General features: G+C 69.0%; 10 protein-coding genes and 1 pseudogene. 6 read left to right on the top strand and 5 right to left on the bottom strand.

The features are described 5' to 3' along the window. Positions 1 to 47: 47 nt before the first annotated feature. On the bottom strand, positions 48 to 2,357 hold the full coding sequence (locus ACGFT1_RS24815) for a DUF2786 domain-containing protein (protein WP_373911165.1): 2,310 nt from the start codon (positions 2,355 to 2,357) through the stop codon (positions 48 to 50). A 127-nt stretch (positions 2,358 to 2,484) separates the two neighbouring features. On the opposite strand from ACGFT1_RS24815, the gene ACGFT1_RS24810 reads away from it, so the two are divergent. Genes ACGFT1_RS24810 through ACGFT1_RS24800 form a run of 3 tightly spaced genes read left to right on the top strand, consistent with a single transcriptional unit; the run spans position 2,485 to position 7,701 of the window. Beyond that, positions 2,485 to 4,293 (top strand): DUF4357 domain-containing protein, encoded by a 1,809-nt coding sequence (locus ACGFT1_RS24810; RefSeq protein ID WP_373911164.1) that lies wholly within the window; start codon positions 2,485 to 2,487, stop codon positions 4,291 to 4,293. Then, positions 4,290 to 5,534, top strand: coding sequence for an McrC family protein (locus ACGFT1_RS24805; protein WP_373911162.1), 1,245 nt, complete (start codon positions 4,290 to 4,292; stop codon positions 5,532 to 5,534). The genes ACGFT1_RS24810 and ACGFT1_RS24805 overlap by 4 nt, the downstream gene beginning before the upstream one ends. A 40-nt stretch (positions 5,535 to 5,574) precedes the next feature. After that, entirely contained in the window at positions 5,575 to 7,701 is a 2,127-nt protein-coding gene (locus ACGFT1_RS24800) for a UvrD-helicase domain-containing protein (protein WP_373911161.1), read from the top strand. Between the two features lie 40 nt (positions 7,702 to 7,741). On the opposite strand, the gene ACGFT1_RS24795 is transcribed toward ACGFT1_RS24800, so the two are convergent. Beyond that, a complete protein-coding gene (locus tag ACGFT1_RS24795) occupies positions 7,742 to 9,394 on the bottom strand; it encodes an N-6 DNA methylase (protein WP_373911160.1) in 1,653 nt (550 codons plus the stop codon). A gap of 450 nt (positions 9,395 to 9,844) precedes the next feature. Between ACGFT1_RS24795 and ACGFT1_RS24790 the strand changes: the two genes are divergently transcribed. Beyond that, on the top strand, positions 9,845 to 10,027 hold the full coding sequence (locus ACGFT1_RS24790) for a hypothetical protein (protein WP_373911159.1): 183 nt from the start codon (positions 9,845 to 9,847) through the stop codon (positions 10,025 to 10,027). After that, positions 10,024 to 10,773 carry a hypothetical protein gene (locus ACGFT1_RS24785; protein WP_373911158.1) on the top strand — a complete coding sequence of 250 codons (750 nt, stop codon included), beginning with the start codon at positions 10,024 to 10,026 and terminating at the stop codon, positions 10,771 to 10,773. Before ACGFT1_RS24790 ends, ACGFT1_RS24785 begins: the two co-directional genes overlap by 4 nt. Here ACGFT1_RS24785 and galT read toward each other — a convergent pair. From galT to ACGFT1_RS24770, 3 genes are read right to left on the bottom strand one after another with little or no spacing between them, the layout of a single operon-like run. Next, positions 10,673 to 11,803: a galactose-1-phosphate uridylyltransferase gene (gene galT, locus ACGFT1_RS24780; RefSeq protein ID WP_373911157.1), complete on the bottom strand. Its 1,131-nt coding sequence runs from the start codon at positions 11,801 to 11,803 to the stop codon at positions 10,673 to 10,675. The genes ACGFT1_RS24785 and galT overlap by 101 nt on opposite strands. Then, the gene (locus ACGFT1_RS24775) at positions 11,800 to 12,381 is read right to left on the bottom strand and encodes a D-glycero-alpha-D-manno-heptose-1,7-bisphosphate 7-phosphatase (RefSeq protein WP_373911156.1); all 582 of its coding nucleotides are present in this window, start codon (positions 12,379 to 12,381) and stop codon (positions 11,800 to 11,802) included. Before ACGFT1_RS24775 ends, galT begins: the two co-directional genes overlap by 4 nt. A gap of 38 nt (positions 12,382 to 12,419) precedes the next feature. Further along, on the bottom strand, positions 12,420 to 13,004 hold the full coding sequence (locus tag ACGFT1_RS24770) for a hypothetical protein (RefSeq protein ID WP_373911155.1): 585 nt from the start codon (positions 13,002 to 13,004) through the stop codon (positions 12,420 to 12,422). A 325-nt stretch (positions 13,005 to 13,329) separates the two neighbouring features. Between ACGFT1_RS24770 and ACGFT1_RS24765 the strand changes: the two are divergent. Beyond that, positions 13,330 to 16,425 (top strand): annotated as a pseudogene (locus ACGFT1_RS24765) (alpha-amylase family glycosyl hydrolase); the annotation flags it as partial. Positions 16,426 to 16,455 lie beyond the last annotated feature (30 nt).

Here is a 16,455-nt window from a genome sequence, read left to right as displayed (position 1 = left end):
ATTCTTCCCGGCCCACGACGACGCCTCGCACCTGTCAGCCCGTGAGCTCAGTGGATGAGCTGGGCAGCCTCAGTCTTTTCGTCGAAGGCCGGACCGCCGATGTCGGCGTCCCGCCCGTCGGCGACCCCTTGCCAGTAGCCGGTGCCCTTGAACTTCGTCGGACGGGCCTTGTTCAGCTTCGGGTACTGGGCGGCGAGGCGCGCCTCGACCACCGTCGTCCGGTCGGCGAGGACCAGCGCAACACTGCGGCCGCTCGTCCCGTCCCCGCCCGCAACGATGCCCTCCTCGGTGGCGGACCTCGCCGTCCGCTGGGCGGCACCGATCCGTGCGGTCACCTCACGGATGAAGCCGAGCATCCAGGAACGCTTGTAGGCGCGGGCGTCCTCACGCTCCGGGCGGTGCAGGCGGTCGGCCCGGTCCGCGCCTTCAAGCATCTGCAGGCGCAGGCTAGCGAACAGCACCTCGGTGGCCTGGAGGTCGGTCTCGAAACCGAAGAGGTGGACACGGTGACGATTGTCCTTGCCGCCGGGATACACGGACCGGCAGCGCATCTCGTAGCCGATCCTGGCGAGCAGCCGGCGCCCCTCCTTGACGTAGGGCGGGTGCAGATCGACGATCCGGTCCACCGGCCGTTCCGGCTCGGCCACGACGTCGTCGAGCATGGCCTGCTCGATGCCGTACTTGGCCATGAGCTCGGTGGCCTTGTCGAGGTACGCGCGTGCCTCCACCTCGGTGGCGCCTGAGTTCTCCGCCTTCCGCAGCAGCCCCCTGACCTTGCCGAGCAGCGACTCCGGCAGTCCTTCACGCGCGCGCAGAGCAGCGGGCGCGGACGTACCGGCATCGGACGGAACGCGGCCGTCGGAGCGCGTCTGGGCGCCCGCCGCATCGTTCTCCTCCGTGCCGTTCTCGTCCTCCCGGGCGATCAGGTCAGCCAAGTCCTCCGGGTCCGGGACCAGCTCCGACAGCGCCCCAAGCGCCCAGCGCCGCCAGGCGACTGTGTCGTCCTCACGGACTCGCGCCCGGACCGAGCGAAGCCGCTGGAAACGTCCGTCGGCGCGCGGCATGATGAATTCAAGTCGTGCGTGGCCGAGTTGGGCGACCGCAAGCAGCACGCACAGGTCGAAGGCGCTGTCCGGGGTGTAGCCGATCTCGATGCCGGGTTCGGGATACCACTCCTCGTTCTCGTCGCCCAGGCCCCCGAAGAGGTCGGACAGCAAGCTCTGGGTCTCCGCGCCGGTCCGGACCCGGACGACGGACCTCGACGGCTTCCCGGAGTAGGCCAGCGCTGCTGCCCTCTCCTCCCGGGACATGACGATGCGGTACCAGACGGGGACCGTGCCGAGCATGCCGTGCCAGGTCGCCTCGCCCAGCTCATGGCGTTCCCGCGCCTGCTGTTCGACGTCCGGACTCAGTCGCTCGTCCCGCCAGGCCTCCTCTCCCGGCTGTTCCTGCGCGTCGAGGAACGCGTCCAGATAGTCGGCGGCGGAGCGCCGCGCACCGTTCCTACTGTCGTTGAGCAGGGCACGCTCACACACGGAGAGGGCGTCGATGACCGGCTGGAGTACGAGCGACATGTATCTCTTGACCGCTTCGGACAACTCCGCGAGGAACGCACGGGTGGACTCCGAGCCAGTGGCCTGATGTCTGCGGCGCCACACTTCGAGCTGTTCGACGCAGGCCTGCTGTTCGGCCAGCCATAGCAGGTGACCCGCACCCTGGAGGTGCTCCTCCCGCAGCAGCACCGCGTCCTGGACCGCGGCGGTCGTGCCCGGCGCGTCCAGCACGGCCTGCGCCAGCAGCCTCAGCGGCTCCGGCTCGCCCGCGATGAACTCCGAGGGTGTGACGAGTTGCCTGCCATGTCGACGCGGTGCCCGCTCAGGACAGTCGACAGCGCCCATCCCCGGGATGTCCGCCGACCAGCGCACCCGCCATCCCGCGAGGTCACGTGGCAGGTCGTCAGTGGCCGGCTGTGTCCACCTCCACCGCCACAGCAGCATCTTCTCCCAGCCCTCGGCGTTCCAGGACCACAGGGCCGGTTCGCCGCTCGCCGCGAGTCGGGAGCGGAGTTCGCGTACCGCTCCCTCCAGATCATGGAGGTGCCCTCCGGGGATCAGCCGCTCCAGCCACCCGGCTGTCTCAGCCACGGACTGGGCCCGCGCCTCGTCCGCAGCCACCCGCGCGACCGTCACCGCCGCGACCAGTGTCAGGTCGCCGAGATCGGTGGGAAGGAGCTTGTACAGCCGGGGTCCCGCGGTCTCCAGCACGGCGGCAAGGTCCCCGGCCCTGATCTCCAGCCACTCCGCGCGCCCCTGCCGGAACTCCTTCTCCGCCAGCCCGTCCGTACCGCTCACTGTCATGTGATCCCCTCCCGGATGCGAAAGGACATCCTAGAAAGCGGGGCCGTGGACAACGGGAGCCGGGCTGTCAGTGGGGGCCAGTACGCTGCAGGCCAGATCGGACCAATGGGTGTTGAGGGGGATTTCCATGGCCGAGGAGTACCCGGAGTTCCGGCTGAGGCTGCCGAACGGCAGGATGGTGGCCCGGGGACGGCTGCTGGCGGAGAGGGGAGCGAAGGGAAGCCGGAAGTTCCTCGTGTTGCAGGGGTCTCCGGTCCGGGCCAACACTGTGCCCTCGTTCGCCACGAGGAGGCCGCCGTCGTATTACACGCGACAGCAGCTGATCGACGCAGGGGTGATCCGCAGATCCGACCGTTGGCCCGGATGCCTGGAGACCGTGTCGGACATCGAGTGCACCTCGCCGTCGGCCGCCGCCGAAATCCTCATGGGATGCAGTGTCAACGGGTGGGGAGTGTGGAAGTCCGCCGATGGTCGCTCGCTCATCGAGTATCTCGGACAGTCGTCGGCCGTGCCCAACCGCCCCTGGCTGGTGCGCGGCTCGAACGTCACCGGCCTCGACCTGGTCCAGCGCCTGTGGCTCCCCGAGGGACTGATCACCCTCGCCGCCACCCGCATGCGCCAGGGCGTCCGGCAGGGCATCGGCAAGGACGAACTGCGCATCCTGGTCCAGGAGGACTACGAGTCCACGGCCACCTACAGCCAGCAGCAGCAACTCGTCGAGGACCTGCACGCCTTCCTTTCCCGGATGAAGCCGGGCGACACCGTGTGCACCATCTCCGGGGGGCATTTGTACGTCGGTGAGATCACCGGGGAGGCAGAGCAGACGCAGTCGGAGGACCGGCGCTCCAATCTGCGCCGGCCGGTGGAATGGCAACCGACCGGGCACCCGTACGACGAACTTCCGGAGGAGCTCCAGCAGAAGCTGTCCATCCAGCACGACGTCGTCGACCTCACCTCGGTCCAGGCCCACATCGAGGGCCTCGGCCTGACCGACGAGGAGCTGGTGGAGGAGGCGGAGGCCATAGAGCGTGACCCCAGCATGGAGATCCCGGCGCTCACCGCCCGCCGCGAGCTGGAGCTGCCCGAGCCGACGGACGAACTGTCCGCGGAACTCCTCGTGCACGAGGCCAAGTGGCTGCGCGAAGTACGCGATCTGCTGTGGGACGAACGGCAGTTGGTGCTGTACGGTCCGCCGGGCACCGGCAAGACGTACCTGGCGCTGAAGCTCGCCGAGTTCCTCGGCGGCGGCCCCGAGCAGGTCAAGCTCGTGCAGTTCCACCCGTCGTACGCCTACGAGGACTTCTTCGAGGGTTTCCGGCCCCAGGAGGACCCGCAGACCAGAGAGGTCGCCTTCCGGCTGACCGCGGGTCCGCTGCGCGAACTCGCCGACCTGGCCTCACGCGAGGGCAACCGGCACATCCCGCACTTCCTGATCATCGACGAGATCAACCGGGCCAACCTGGCGAAGGTCTTCGGCGAGTTGTACTTCCTGCTGGAGTACCGCAACAAATCGGTGCGGCTCACCTACTCCGGCGACGACTTCGCACTGCCGCCCAACCTCTTCTTGATCGGCACGATGAACACCGCCGACCGGTCCATCGCCCTCGTGGACGCGGCGATGCGCCGCCGCTTCGCCTTCGTCGAACTGTCGCCGCGTACGGAGCCGACACGCGGTCTGCTGCGGCGCTGGCTGGCCAGGGAGGGCAAGGACGCGGAGCCCGCCGACCTGCTCGAGGCACTCAACTCCCGTATCGACGACCCAGATTTCCGCATAGGGCCCTCGTACCTGATGAAGAAGGGCGTATACCGGGAGGGCGGCATGGAGCGGACTTGGCGGACGAAGATCCTGCCCCTGATGGAGGAACATCACTACGGGGAGGGCGTGGACATCGAGAAGCGGTACGGGCTGGCCGCGCTGCGGGAGTCGCTGGGGTGACTTCCGCAGTGGAGCAGTTTGGGTCCGTCGAACTGGTTGAGCACGCGCCGGCGACCCGTCTCGCCCTGCCGGATGCCGTCGGCCGTGCCCTCGCCGCCTCCGACATCGTGACCGCGACCCCCGACGCGTACATGCCCGGGCACTGGTCGCTGCGGGCCGGCAGCAAGGTCGGGGCCGTGGCCGTGACGGCACCGGGCGGCGGCGAGCCGGTCACCGTACGCGTCACACCCAAGGTGCCCATCGTCCGGCTTTTCTTCCTGCTCGGCTACAGCCTCGATCCGACGAGGAGTTGGCGAGACGGCGAGGTGGACGTCGCCGAGCACCGCGATCTGCTGCCCGCGCTCGCCCACGCCGTGGAGCGGCAGGTGGACCGGGCCCTGCGACAGGGCCTGTTGCAGGGGTACCGGCCGACCGAGGAATCCGCTTCCGTGGTCCGCGGCCGGATCAGGGAGGCCGAACAGATCCGGCGGCGCTTCGGCGCGATGCTGCCGGTCGAGGTGGCCTACGACGAGTTCACCACCGACATCGCGGAGAACCGCATCCTGGGTGCCGCGGTCGAGCGTCTGCTGCGCCTGCCCGGCGTACCGCGCGATGTGCGGCGCCGGCTGCTGCACCAGCGCGCCCGCCTGACCGACGTCACTGCGATCGTGCGGGGACAGCCGACTCCCGACTGGCGTCCGACCCGCCTCAACTCGCGCTATCACCAGGCCCTGCGACTCGCACGCGTCGTCCTGGACGGCGCCTCCGCCGAGCACGCCCCCGGCGACCTGCGCATCAACGGCTTCCTCTTCGACATGAACAAGCTCTTCGAGGACTTTGTGACGACCGCCCTGCGCGAGAGCTTTCAGGACCGGGGCCGGATCCCGGGTGGCCACACCGTCGGCCTTCAGGACCCGCACCACCTCGACGAGGCCGCCGAGATCCGCATGAGACCGGACTTCGTGCTGTACGGGCCGGACGGCATCCCGTGCGCGGTCGTGGACGCCAAGTACAAGGCCGAGCGGCCGGGCGGCTATCCGGACGCCGACCTGTACCAGATGCTGGCGTACTGCACGGCGCTCGGCCTGCGCGAGGGCCATCTCGTGTACGCCAAGGGGAATGCCCCGCACACCGCGCACCAGGTGCGCCACGCGGGCATCGTCATCCATCAGCACGCCCTCGACCTGGACCAGGAGCCCGCCGGACTGCTCACAGCCGTCGAGGGACTGGCCCAGCGGCTGGTGAACACCGCGCGCGTATGATCCACTGCGGAGTGTCCGTCCAGGGTGGGGAGTTCACCTCGTGCCGCAGCTCGCGTTCGCCAACAGCTTCTGGGAGAGCTACGACTCCCTGGAGAAGCCCGTCAAGGCCGGCGTGCGCAAGGCGATGCAGAAGTTCCAGCTGCTCTCCGTGTCCGAGTTGCACGCGGACAAAGGGCTCCACCTCGAGTCCGTACACAACGCGCAGGACACCCGCATGCGCACTATCCGCATCAACGACTTCTGGCGCGGTGTCGTCCTCGCCCCGGACGACGGCAGTGACGTGTTCCTGCTCGTCAACGTCGTACGGCATGACGACGCGTACACCTGGGCGGCCAAGCGGCTGTACACGACGAACTCCGCGACGCGCGCGCTCGAAGTCCGCAACGTGGTCGCCCTGGAGCAGCTGACTCCGGCGCTGGAGAAGGCGGCTGCCGCCGCCGACTCCCTGCTCTTCGCGAAATACTCGGACAGTGTGCTGAGCCACCTGGGCATCGACGACCAGGTGTTGCGTGCGGTGCGGACCATCGTCGACGAGGCGCAGCTCAAGGCGTTCGAAACACTGCTGCCGGAGGACCAGTGCGAGGTGCTCCAGTACCTCGCCGAGGGATTCGGCCCGGACGAGGTGTACCGGGACGTGGTGGCCGTGCGCCGTCCGGTCGACGCGGGTCCCGACCCCGACGAGAGCCTCGCCGTCGCCATCGCCAACACCAGGAGTCGCATCACCCTGGTCAGCGGCCCCGAAGAGCTCGCGGAGGTCCTGGAGAAGCCGTTCACTGCTTGGCGGGTGTTCCTGCACCCTTCGCAGCGCCGGGTCGCCTACCGCGTGTCTTTCGGCGGCCCGGTTCAGATCACGGGCGGTCCCGGCACGGGCAAGACGGTCGCGGCCCTGCACCGCGTCAAGCATCTCCTCACCCGTGCGCCCGACACCAGGGTCCTGCTGACCACCTACACCAACGCGCTGGCCGGCTCACTGCGCGAGAACCTCTCCCTGCTCCTCGACGGTGACGACTCACTGCTCGGCCGCGTGGACGTGACGACGGTCAACGCATACGCGCACGGCGTGGTGACCCGCCTCGACGGCAAGTCCTCCTCCCCCGTCAACGACCGGGAGGAACGGCAGCTGTGGCAGCGTGTGGTCAAACAGTTGGGCCTGCCGTGGACGGAGCAGTTCCTGGCTCAGGAGTACCGTCACGTCATCCTCGCCCAGGACCTGCGCACCGCCGACGCCTACCGCACCGCCCTGCGGCGCGGGCGCGGCAGCGCGCTGCCGTCGGCGCGACGCGACCAGCTGTGGTCGGGGGTCGAGCTGTTCGAAACGATGCTGCGTGCCCAGAAGGCCACCACGCATCTCAAGGTGTGCGCACGTGCGGCCGATCTGCTGGCCGGGTCGGCGCCCACGCACGACCACGTCGTGGTCGACGAGGCACAGGATCTGCACCCCGCGCAATGGCGTGTCCTGCGCGGCGCGGTGGCTCCCGGCAGCGACGACCTGTTCATCACGGGGGACCCGCATCAGCGCATCTACGACTCGAAGGTGTCGCTCGGCTCCCTGGGCATCTCGGTGACCGGTCGCACTCATCGTCTCCGCATCAACTACCGGTCGACCGAGGAGATCCTGACCTGGTCGACCGGCATCCTCAGCCCGGTGTCGGTCGACGACCTGGGCGGCGAGGGCTACGACAACCTGACCGGTTACCGCTCCCTGCTGCACGGCCGGCGGCCTCATGTCGCCGGGTACGGCTCCGAGCAGGCGGAGGTGGCGGCTCTCGTCGAACGTGTCGAGGGCTGGATCGCCCAGGGCAGCCGGCCGTCGGAGATAGGGGTGTGCGCCCGCTTCAACGTGCTGCTCGACAAGGCGTACGACAAGCTGGTCGCGGCCAAGATCCCGGTGGTCCGGGTCAAGGACAATCCGGGGCCCGGCACGGACGGGGTGCGGCTCGCCACCATGCATGCGATGAAGGGGCTGGAGTTCCGCTGCGTCACAGTCCTGGGCGTGACGGCGAGCGCGGTACCGTTCGCCCGCGAGGTGACACCCGCCTCCGTGGACGCGTTGCAGCACGAGTCGGATCTGCTGCGGGAGCGGTGCCTGCTGTTCGTGGCGTGCACGCGTGCTCGGGAGGCGCTGGCGGTGACGTGGAGCGGGTCGGCCAGTTCGTTCGTGCCGTAGCCGCGTCAGCGTATCCGGGCCGGTGATGTGATGCTCCTCGTCAGTGCTCCGGAGCGAGCGCGCCGTTGCCGAGACCGTCCCTTGCCAGGATCGCCGCGTCCCGGCTCAGCTCCGCCACTCTCCGCGCTCGCTCCTCGAACTCCTGCAGCGCGCGGAACGCCGCCCCGTACCGCCGCTGTTCGGTGATGTCCATCTGCGGGATGCGGGCGCCCTTGCCGTCGAGGCGGAAGGTGCCACTGGTGCTCGTGGAGCGTCGGGTGTTGGCCACACTGCGCAGGAAGCCCTGGAGGTAGTCCGTGTCGAGCTGGTCGCTGATCGAGACCGGTTCCGGATCGCCGTACTCGACGAGCCCCGCGCGCGCGAGGTCGGCGACGCTGACAGTAGGTCCGTCGACAGAACTGGGGCCACCGCCTTCGACCAACGCCGGCAGCAACTCGCCCAGGAGCCTCACCTGCTCGGTCAACTGCCGTCGCAGAGCCTGATACTCAGCCGCGTAGTCGCGATGAGAGTTCTCGACATGACGGCCGGGCGTGAGGTCCACAGCGTCGTCGAGCAGGTCGATCAGGGGAACTTCCGCCATCTGCTCGGGATCCGGTTCCAGTGCACCGTCCGGGTCGACGGTCGTCAGATCGACCATGCGGACACTGGTGACGGCATCCCCCTGGGCGCGTGGGCGACGCAGTTGCCAGAGATGGACGGGAAGTGCGTGCGAGGCCGCCGTGCCGGACGGCAGGGCGATGATCTGGGTGAGGACGCCCCGGCGTACGAGCTCGGCGCGGATGCGGCGGCCCGCCTTGCGATAGGCGACCGAGGCAGGCAGAACCATGAGAACGCGACCGCCTGGCGCGGTGTGCGCATACGCGTGCTGCAGCCAGGCGAGTTCGCCTTCGGCGCGGGACGGGGTGCCGAACTCCCAGCGTGAGTCGAGCAGCAGATCCTCGCGCCCCCAGTCGGATTCTGCGACCGGGGGATCACAGACGACGAGGTCGGCCATGAGGTTCGTCCACTGGTCGTCGCGCAGGGAGTCCCCCTTGACGATGCCGACACCGGTGTGCCCGGTGAGGTCGGCTCTCAGCTGCGCGAACACGGCGCTGCGGGCGTCGGACTCCTGCCCGCAGCGCCTCGGGCCTCGCTGAGGACCGATGGCGAGCAGGAGAGAGCCGATACCGCAGGCCGGGTCGAAGACGGTCGCGTCAGGTGCCACCGCACCGGCGAAGTGGCGTACGGCGCGGACGATCCTCGCGGAGGTGACCTGGTCCGATCCGGCACGGCGAACCGAGTCGGTGAAGCGCTCCGCGAGGATGCTCACCGCCTCTGCCGCACCATCGCTCTCGGCCAGGTTCCGCACGAGCCGCACGATGTCCGCCGGAAGTTCCCCGGGCGCCTTCCTCTCGGCGAGGAGACGGGCGACGTGAACGAGGCCGCCGAGCATATCGTCTCCGTACGCCCCGCGCAGCGCCTGCCACAGCTGCACTTCTACGGACACTTCCTGCCCCTTGCGCTGCTTGTCCAGCCAGGCCCGCACCTCCGCCAGGTCGAACAACGGACTGTTGACGCCCCCGCCGCTCGGCGTGGGGAAGTCCTCATAACGCCGCCGCCAGTTCGAGACGGCGGCGCGGGTGACACCTGCCAGCCTGGCGATCTCGGATCCGGTAACCAGCGGACCTGCCTGGGGGGCGGGAGTGTCCGTCATACGGGCAACCGTACACAGAGTTCATGTTGCTATCAACACTGTAGTTGTTGACGCCGTTAACAATGGATGGCGGGTGCACCTCGTGTATCCGATGTCGCCCTGCGTCCAAGGCTGGGCATCGTTGTTCGACGGCTGGTGACCGCCAAGGGGGCAACAGCCGGTAGGCCGCCTGCTCACCCCTCCGCGACCGCTGCGGCCATCCGCTCCGTTCAGCCGGCAAAAGGATCAAGTAGTGCGCCGCACGGCCGCAGCCGCTGCCGGCCGACGCCGAGCAGGTCCTGACGCGGCTGCGCCAGGGCTGGCACCATCTCACCCCGGACGAGGAGCTGGTCCACGCGCAGGCCATGGGCGCCCGGTACGCCACGGCGCTGGAAGCCATGACGCGATCCTGCGACCTGTACCGGGGGGCGGCGGTGGTTCAAGGACCTGTCCCTGCTGGCGTTCCCGGTGATGCCGGACCTCACCGAGCTCGTCTGGCAGCGCCTCGGCGGCGCCGGAGAGCCTCGCGCGGCGGTCTTCCTCGCCAGGACCCCGGCCCTCCGGGACCGGCCCGCGCCCGGCTTCTGCCGGGTGAGCGCCGCCGATCTGGACGCCTGCCTGCCCGACGCCCTGCGACCGGGAGCGGACGCGTGACCGACCGGACCACCCCGCTGTACGTCGTCCTCAACCGCTCCGGCGACGAGTTCGGCGAATGCCACCGCTTCCTCGACGGCCACCCCTGCCGGACGGTGTATCTCACCACACCCGGCGGGCTGCCCGCGCTCGACCAGGACGGGGCGACCGAGGTCCATGTGCGCGACAGCCTCGCCCACGACGGCCTGCTGCCCCTCGTACGGAAGATCGCGGACCGGCACGGCACGCCCGAGGCCGTCTTCGGCCAGTCCGAGTACGACATCCTGACGGCCGCCCGGCTCTCGGACGCACTCGGCGTCCCCGGCGGCTACGTTCGCGACCTCGTCGAGCGGTTCAAGGACAAGCCCGCCATGAAGAACGCGGTAGGCGCGGCCGGACTGCGGGTTCCCCGGTTCCGGCGCCTCGACGACACGCCGGCGATCGCCGACATCGGCGAGCTGGAGGTCGAGGGCGTCGCAGTCGACGGCCGGCAGCACGCCGAGCTGGCCCATGAGGCTCGACTTGCCGCAGCGGATGCCGGGCCACTCGCGGTCGGCGATCTCGCCATGCGTTCCACGACCCCGGTCGACAACAGAGATGCCCATTGCCGTGGCGGGCAGCAGGCTGCCGACCCGAGGCCTCCGCACTCAGTAAGGCCAGCGCGCGTCACCCTTCAGGGTTTTCGGAAAGCAACCGAGTGTCACGCCAGTGAGGTTCGCAGGCCCTCCGCAAGCTGCGTGCTGTGGTCTCGGGGACCGCCTCGCTGACGAAGGTGCCCGCACCCAGTTCACCGGCCGCCAGCCGTTTTGCCCGGTCCGGTCGGAATCGGTCCGAGATGATCTGCGCGTGCAGGTGGATCAGATCCCGCTCTCGCCGGGCCGGCGCCTGCACCCATGTCGCCATGTAGGGCAGAGGCTCTGCCGCGACGTCCTCGAAGCACCGCAGTACGGCGCGGTACACCCCGGCCAGTTCCGCCCGCTCTTCGGAGGTCAGGCCGGGGAGGTCAGGTACGTGCCTGCGGGCGTAGAGATGCACTTCGTACGGCCACCGGGCGGCGTACGGGACGAAAGCCGTCCAGTGAGCCGACCGCACCACCACACGCTCGCCGGCGTGCTCCTCGGCCGCGAGTACCTCACAGAAGAGGCAGCACTCTTCCGAATCCCGCGCCCGGCGCGCCGACTCCCTCATGCGAGCGAAGCGGGCGGGCACGAAGGGATAGCCGTAGATCTGCCCGTGCGGATGGGACTGGGTGGCGCCGATGTCGGCGCCTCGGTTCTCGAAGCAGACCACCTGCTCGACGCCGGGCGTACTGTTCAGCGCTTCGGTGCGGTGCGCCCATGCCTCCACCACGGTGGCCACCCTGCGCACCGGCAGGCGTGCGAGCGAGGTCCGGTGTTCCTCGGAGAACGAGACGACCTCACACCGGCCACCGGCCGCGGCCACGGCCCACAGCGACGCGGGCTCGTCAGGCAGGGCGCTGCCCGATCCGCGGAGAGCCGGGTACCGGTTGTCGAAGACCGCGACGTCGTAGGAGGCGACGGGAATCTCGGTGGCGGCTCCGCCGGCGCTGGGGCACAGCGCGCAGCCTGTTTCCGGCGTGTGTCCCCGCCCCATCCGGTGCGGTGCGATGACGACCCACTCGCCCATGACCGGGTCCCAGCGTGCCTCGCCCGGCGGAGGGAGCTGCGTCGGCACCCGCCGGTCGACGGGCGGGAGGCGATGCCGTGGACGATCGTCGAAGAGGTAGAGGGCCCGGCCGTCGGCAAGCGTGCCGCGCGTCGGCTGAAGCCGGTTCATGCCCTGGCTCCTGCGGCCCGTGCGAGTTCGTGCAGGGCCTCCGCAGTAGTGGCCCGCCGCAGATCGGGCTGGACGGTGCGATCGCCGGAGGCGTTCACGGCCGCCGGTCCCACCCATGCCGTGCGGCAGCCGGCGCGGTGGCCGGCCAGTACATCGCTCGCGAAGTCCCCCACCATCCACGACTGCCCGAGGTCGAGACCGAGTTCGTCAGCCGCCCGGACCAGCAGGCCCGCGTTCGGCTTGCGGCACTCGCAGTGGACGGCCAGCCCTTTGACCGTGCCCTCGGGATGGTGGGGGCACACGTAGATTCCGTCGAGACGCACTCCCGAAGCGTCCAGTAGGTCGCGGAGATGGGCGTGCATCGACTCCAGTTCGTTCCAGGTGAAGTAACCGCGGGCCAGGCCGGACTGGTTGGTCACCAGCACCAGCGCCAACCCGAGGTGTTGCAGTTCGCGCAGGGCATCGGCCACTCCGGTCTGCAGCACCAGATCGGAGGGGGAGCGAGGGTAGTGCCGCGGCTCGGTCACCGTCCCGTCGCGGTCCAGGAACACGGCGGGGCGACCGCGCGTCCTGCTCATCGCGCTCTCCTGCACGGAAGGCCGGAGTGCCTCGTCCGTCATGCCCGCTCCGGAACGGCACCGTCCGCGACGGTGATCCGGGCGCCGAAGAGGTGCACGCCCGGGTTGAGGGGCAGGCGCAAGGCGGAGCAGAGCACGGGTGAGTCGAAGTGGACCTCGACGCGCCACATCCGGGGGCCGTATCCCTGGATGTCACGCCCGTGCTCGCGCAGCACCGAGGTGGCCACCTCGCACTCCTCGCCCGCCGCGCCGGCGCGGGCCAGGAAGTCCGGAAGGCCGAAGGGCGCGGCGGCCGTGTCCGCGGGCCCGTCGCCCTCCAGCAGGATCTCGTCGTCCAGATGCCCACCGCAGCTCGCGCCCAGCAGTGTCAGTGTCCGTACGGCCAGCAGCCGGCCGAGAGCGACCTTCTGGCCGTCACAGGCCACGTTGTCCGGCGCGCCCCTCCCCCACCCGCCGGGCCAGCCGCCCGCCGGCGGGGCGACGCGGGCCAATTCCTCCACCGGATAGGTACGGCCGAAACCGTCGAAACCATCAGCGGCGTCAAACCCCCGGTGAGCGCAGCCGACATTGTTTCGGAAGGCCGCCAAATCCACCACATGCTGGACGGCGAAGGTCTTGGACAAAGCGCGACTCCTGCGAAACCGGCACTGCGGACGGGAACGGTCACTCGATCGTGCGGTGCCGAGGACTTGCTGTCAACGCCTCTCCTACCTGCACCGAGAGGCTTCCGCACAGCACCTTCGGGATCGCTGAAAAGTTTTCACGATTCCCGAAGATCATTCAACGGAAACGAACCCGGCTCCCCGCCGGTGTGAATTGGAATACAGCATCCCGAACAGAGGAACGGCCCGTTCCTTGACCCTGGCGAAAGGTGATCGCTACGGTCGTTGCCGCACTGGAAATCCAATTGCAGGCGTCGCCCCGTTCCCTCTTTCACCAGAAGGATGCATGTCCAGGCACATTCGCAGATATCTGACCACCGCCCTGGCCCTGACCCTCGCTGCCGCAGGCGCCGTCGTAGCGCCCGGTGCGGCCCAGCGAGCGAGCGCCCTGACGACAGCCGCGCCATCGGACGTGCGTCTGGCCGCAGAGCCCACCCGGCACAAACTGACGCGCGAGCAGTTCTACTTCGTCCTGCCGGACCGCTTCGCCAACGGCAGCACGACCAACGACCGCGGCGGGCTGAGCGGTGATCGGCTCAGCACCGGCTTCGACCCGACGGACAAGGGCTTCTACCAGGGAGGAGATCTCAAGGGCCTCACCCAGAAGCTCGACTACATCAAGGGCCTCGGCACCACAGCCATCTGGATGGCCCCGATCTTCAAGAACAAGCCGGTGCAGGGCCAGGGGAACGACATCTCGGCCGGCTACCACGGCTACTGGATCACCGACTTCACACAGGTGGATCCCCACTTCGGCACCAAGAAGGACCTGGCGACGCTCATCCGGAAGGCTCATGCCAAGGGCATGAAGGTCTTCTTCGACGTGATGGTGAACCACACCGCCGACACGATGTCGTACGTCGAGGAGCAGCACCCCTACAGGTCGAAGGGCGCCTACCCGTACCTGGACCGGCAGGGCAGGCCGTTCGACGACACCGTGGGCGTACCTGCTGACGGTGTGGACGAGAAGGGCCTGCCCTACGCTCCGAAGAGTGACGGCACGGTGAGGGCCCCGGCGTGGCTCAACGACCCGACCATGTACCACAACCGGGGTGACTCCACATACTCCGGTGAGAGCGTCGAGTACGGCGACCTGGTGAGTCTCGACGACTTGTGGACCGAACGTCCCGAGGTCGTCAACGGCATGAAGAAGATCTACGAGTCATGGGTCCATGACTTCGATGTGGACGGATTCCGCATCGACGCGGTCAAGCACACCGACATGGCCTTCTGGACGCAGTGGGCCACCGCGTTGGACGCCTATGCCAAGCGTCAGGGCCGCGACAAGTTCTTCTTGTTCGGTGAGTCGTACACCAACGACGCCCGCGGCATCGCCCCGTACGTCACCCAAGGGCGTCTCGATTCGATGCTGGACTTCCCCTTCCAGATCGGGGCACGGACGTTCGCCTCGGCAGGCGGCCCGGCGCAGGACCTGGCGGACGTCTACGCAACGGACTACCGCTACAGCAGCGACAAGTCCGACCCGTACGAACTGACCACTTTCCTCGGCAACCACGACATGGGCCGCATCGGCACCTTCATCCGCCAGGACAATCCGAAGGCCGACGACGCGGAGATGACGCGTCGTGCGCGTCTGGCGTACGCGAGCATGTTCCTCGGCCGCGGTAACCCGGTGATCTACTACGGCGACGAGCAGGGATTCACCGGCGCGGGCGGTGACAAGGATGCCCGGCAGACGATGTTCGCCTCCAAGGTCCCCGACTACCTCGACGACGACGAGATCGGCACCACCCGTACCCACGCCCGCGACTCCTACGACCCGAACCATCCGCTGTACCGGGCCATCGCCCAGCTCTCGGCGCTGACCAGGAAACACCCCGCCCTGCGGGACGGTGTGCAGACGGAGCGGTACGTGGCCAACGGCCCGGGCGTGTACGCCTATTCACGGACCGACCCCCGCGAGCGGGTCGAGTACGTGGTCCTGCTCAACAACGCCACCGAGGCGAAGCAGGCGGAGCTGACGACCGAGTCGGCCGGTATGACCTTCCGCACGATCTACGGAGGTCACGGCACGGTGCGCAGTGGCGCCGACGCCAAGATCTCGGTCCAGGTACCGCCGCTGTCGGCGACCGTGCTGCGGGCCGACCGTCCGCTCGGGGTTCCGGCCGGCAAACCCTCGATCACTCTGAAGGCTCCCGCGGCCGGTGCGACCGGCACGGTGGAGGTCTCGGCGCAAGTGTCCGGCGGCGGGCTGAACCGTGTCGTCTTCGCCGGGCAGACCGGGGACGGCAAGTGGCAGGTCCTGGGATCGGCCGATCACGCCCCCTACAAGGTGGTCCAGCACCTGTCCGACAAGCTCGCCGCGGGAACTCCGCTGCGCTACAAGGCCGTCGTGGTGGACAGCGCCGGCCGCACGGCACACGCTCTGGCCGACTCGACGACGGGCGTTGTCGCCGGGACCGGCAAGCCCGCGGTCGACCGGGACTACGGCGTCGTGCACTATCAGCGGCCGGACAAGGACTACGACGGCTGGCAGGTCAGGACGGCGGACGGCACCGCGCCGTTCTCCGGCCGCGACGCGTACGGTGCGTTCGCATGGGTCAAGCTCCAGCCCGGCCGGACCAAGACCGACTTCTCGCTGGAGAAGAACGGCACCGCGGACGGTGCGACACGCACGGTCGACTTCGCCCATGCGGGGGAGGTCTGGCTCGAGCAGGGTCAGGACACCGTTCTCACCGAGGCACCTGAGGGCGCCCGGGCACCGCAGGACCCGAAGAAGGTGACCCTGCACTATCACCGCACCGACGGGGACTACGACGGGTGGGGCATGCATGTGTGGGGTGGCGCCGCCTACCCCACCGACTGGGCCAAACCGCTGATGCCGGTGTCACGGGACCCGTTCGGTGTGACGTTCGAGGTTCCGCTCGTCGACGGCACGAATTCGCTCAGCTTCATCCTGCACAAGGACAACGCCAAGAACCTGCCCTACGACCAGTCCCTCGACTTCAGGACGTACGGCAGGGAGGTGTGGCTCCTGGAAGGAGAATCCGACTACCTGGTGCCCTCGGTCAGCGCCGTCGGCGACCTCGACCTGTCCAAGCGCGGGGCGCGGTGGATCGGCGACGACACGGTGGTCTGGAACGTGAAGACCAGGGCGTCCCAGAGCCAACAGCTGGTCTACGCGCCCAAGGGCGGCATCACGGTCAAGGACGGCGCGCTGAGCGACGAGGGGCACTGGCTGCGGCTGGTGCCGACCACGCTCACCGACGAGCAGAAGAGCAAGTACCCGGACCTGGCCGGAGTGCCGGCCTTCAAGGTCGATCCACGCGACCGCGACCGGGTCGGCGCGGCCTTGGCCGCCGACCAGTTGATAGCAACCCAGCGCGCGGTCAACGGCGCCCTGCTGGAAGCCACGGGGGTCGACGCCCGCTGAGCCGGTGCACCCCGTGAG

Source organism: Streptomyces sp. Y20, assembly GCF_043195475.1.
Taxonomy (GTDB): Bacteria; Actinomycetota; Actinomycetes; order Streptomycetales; family Streptomycetaceae; genus Streptomyces.
Note: the sequence above shows the minus strand (reverse complement) of the source record. Positions and strands in the feature narration are given on the sequence as shown.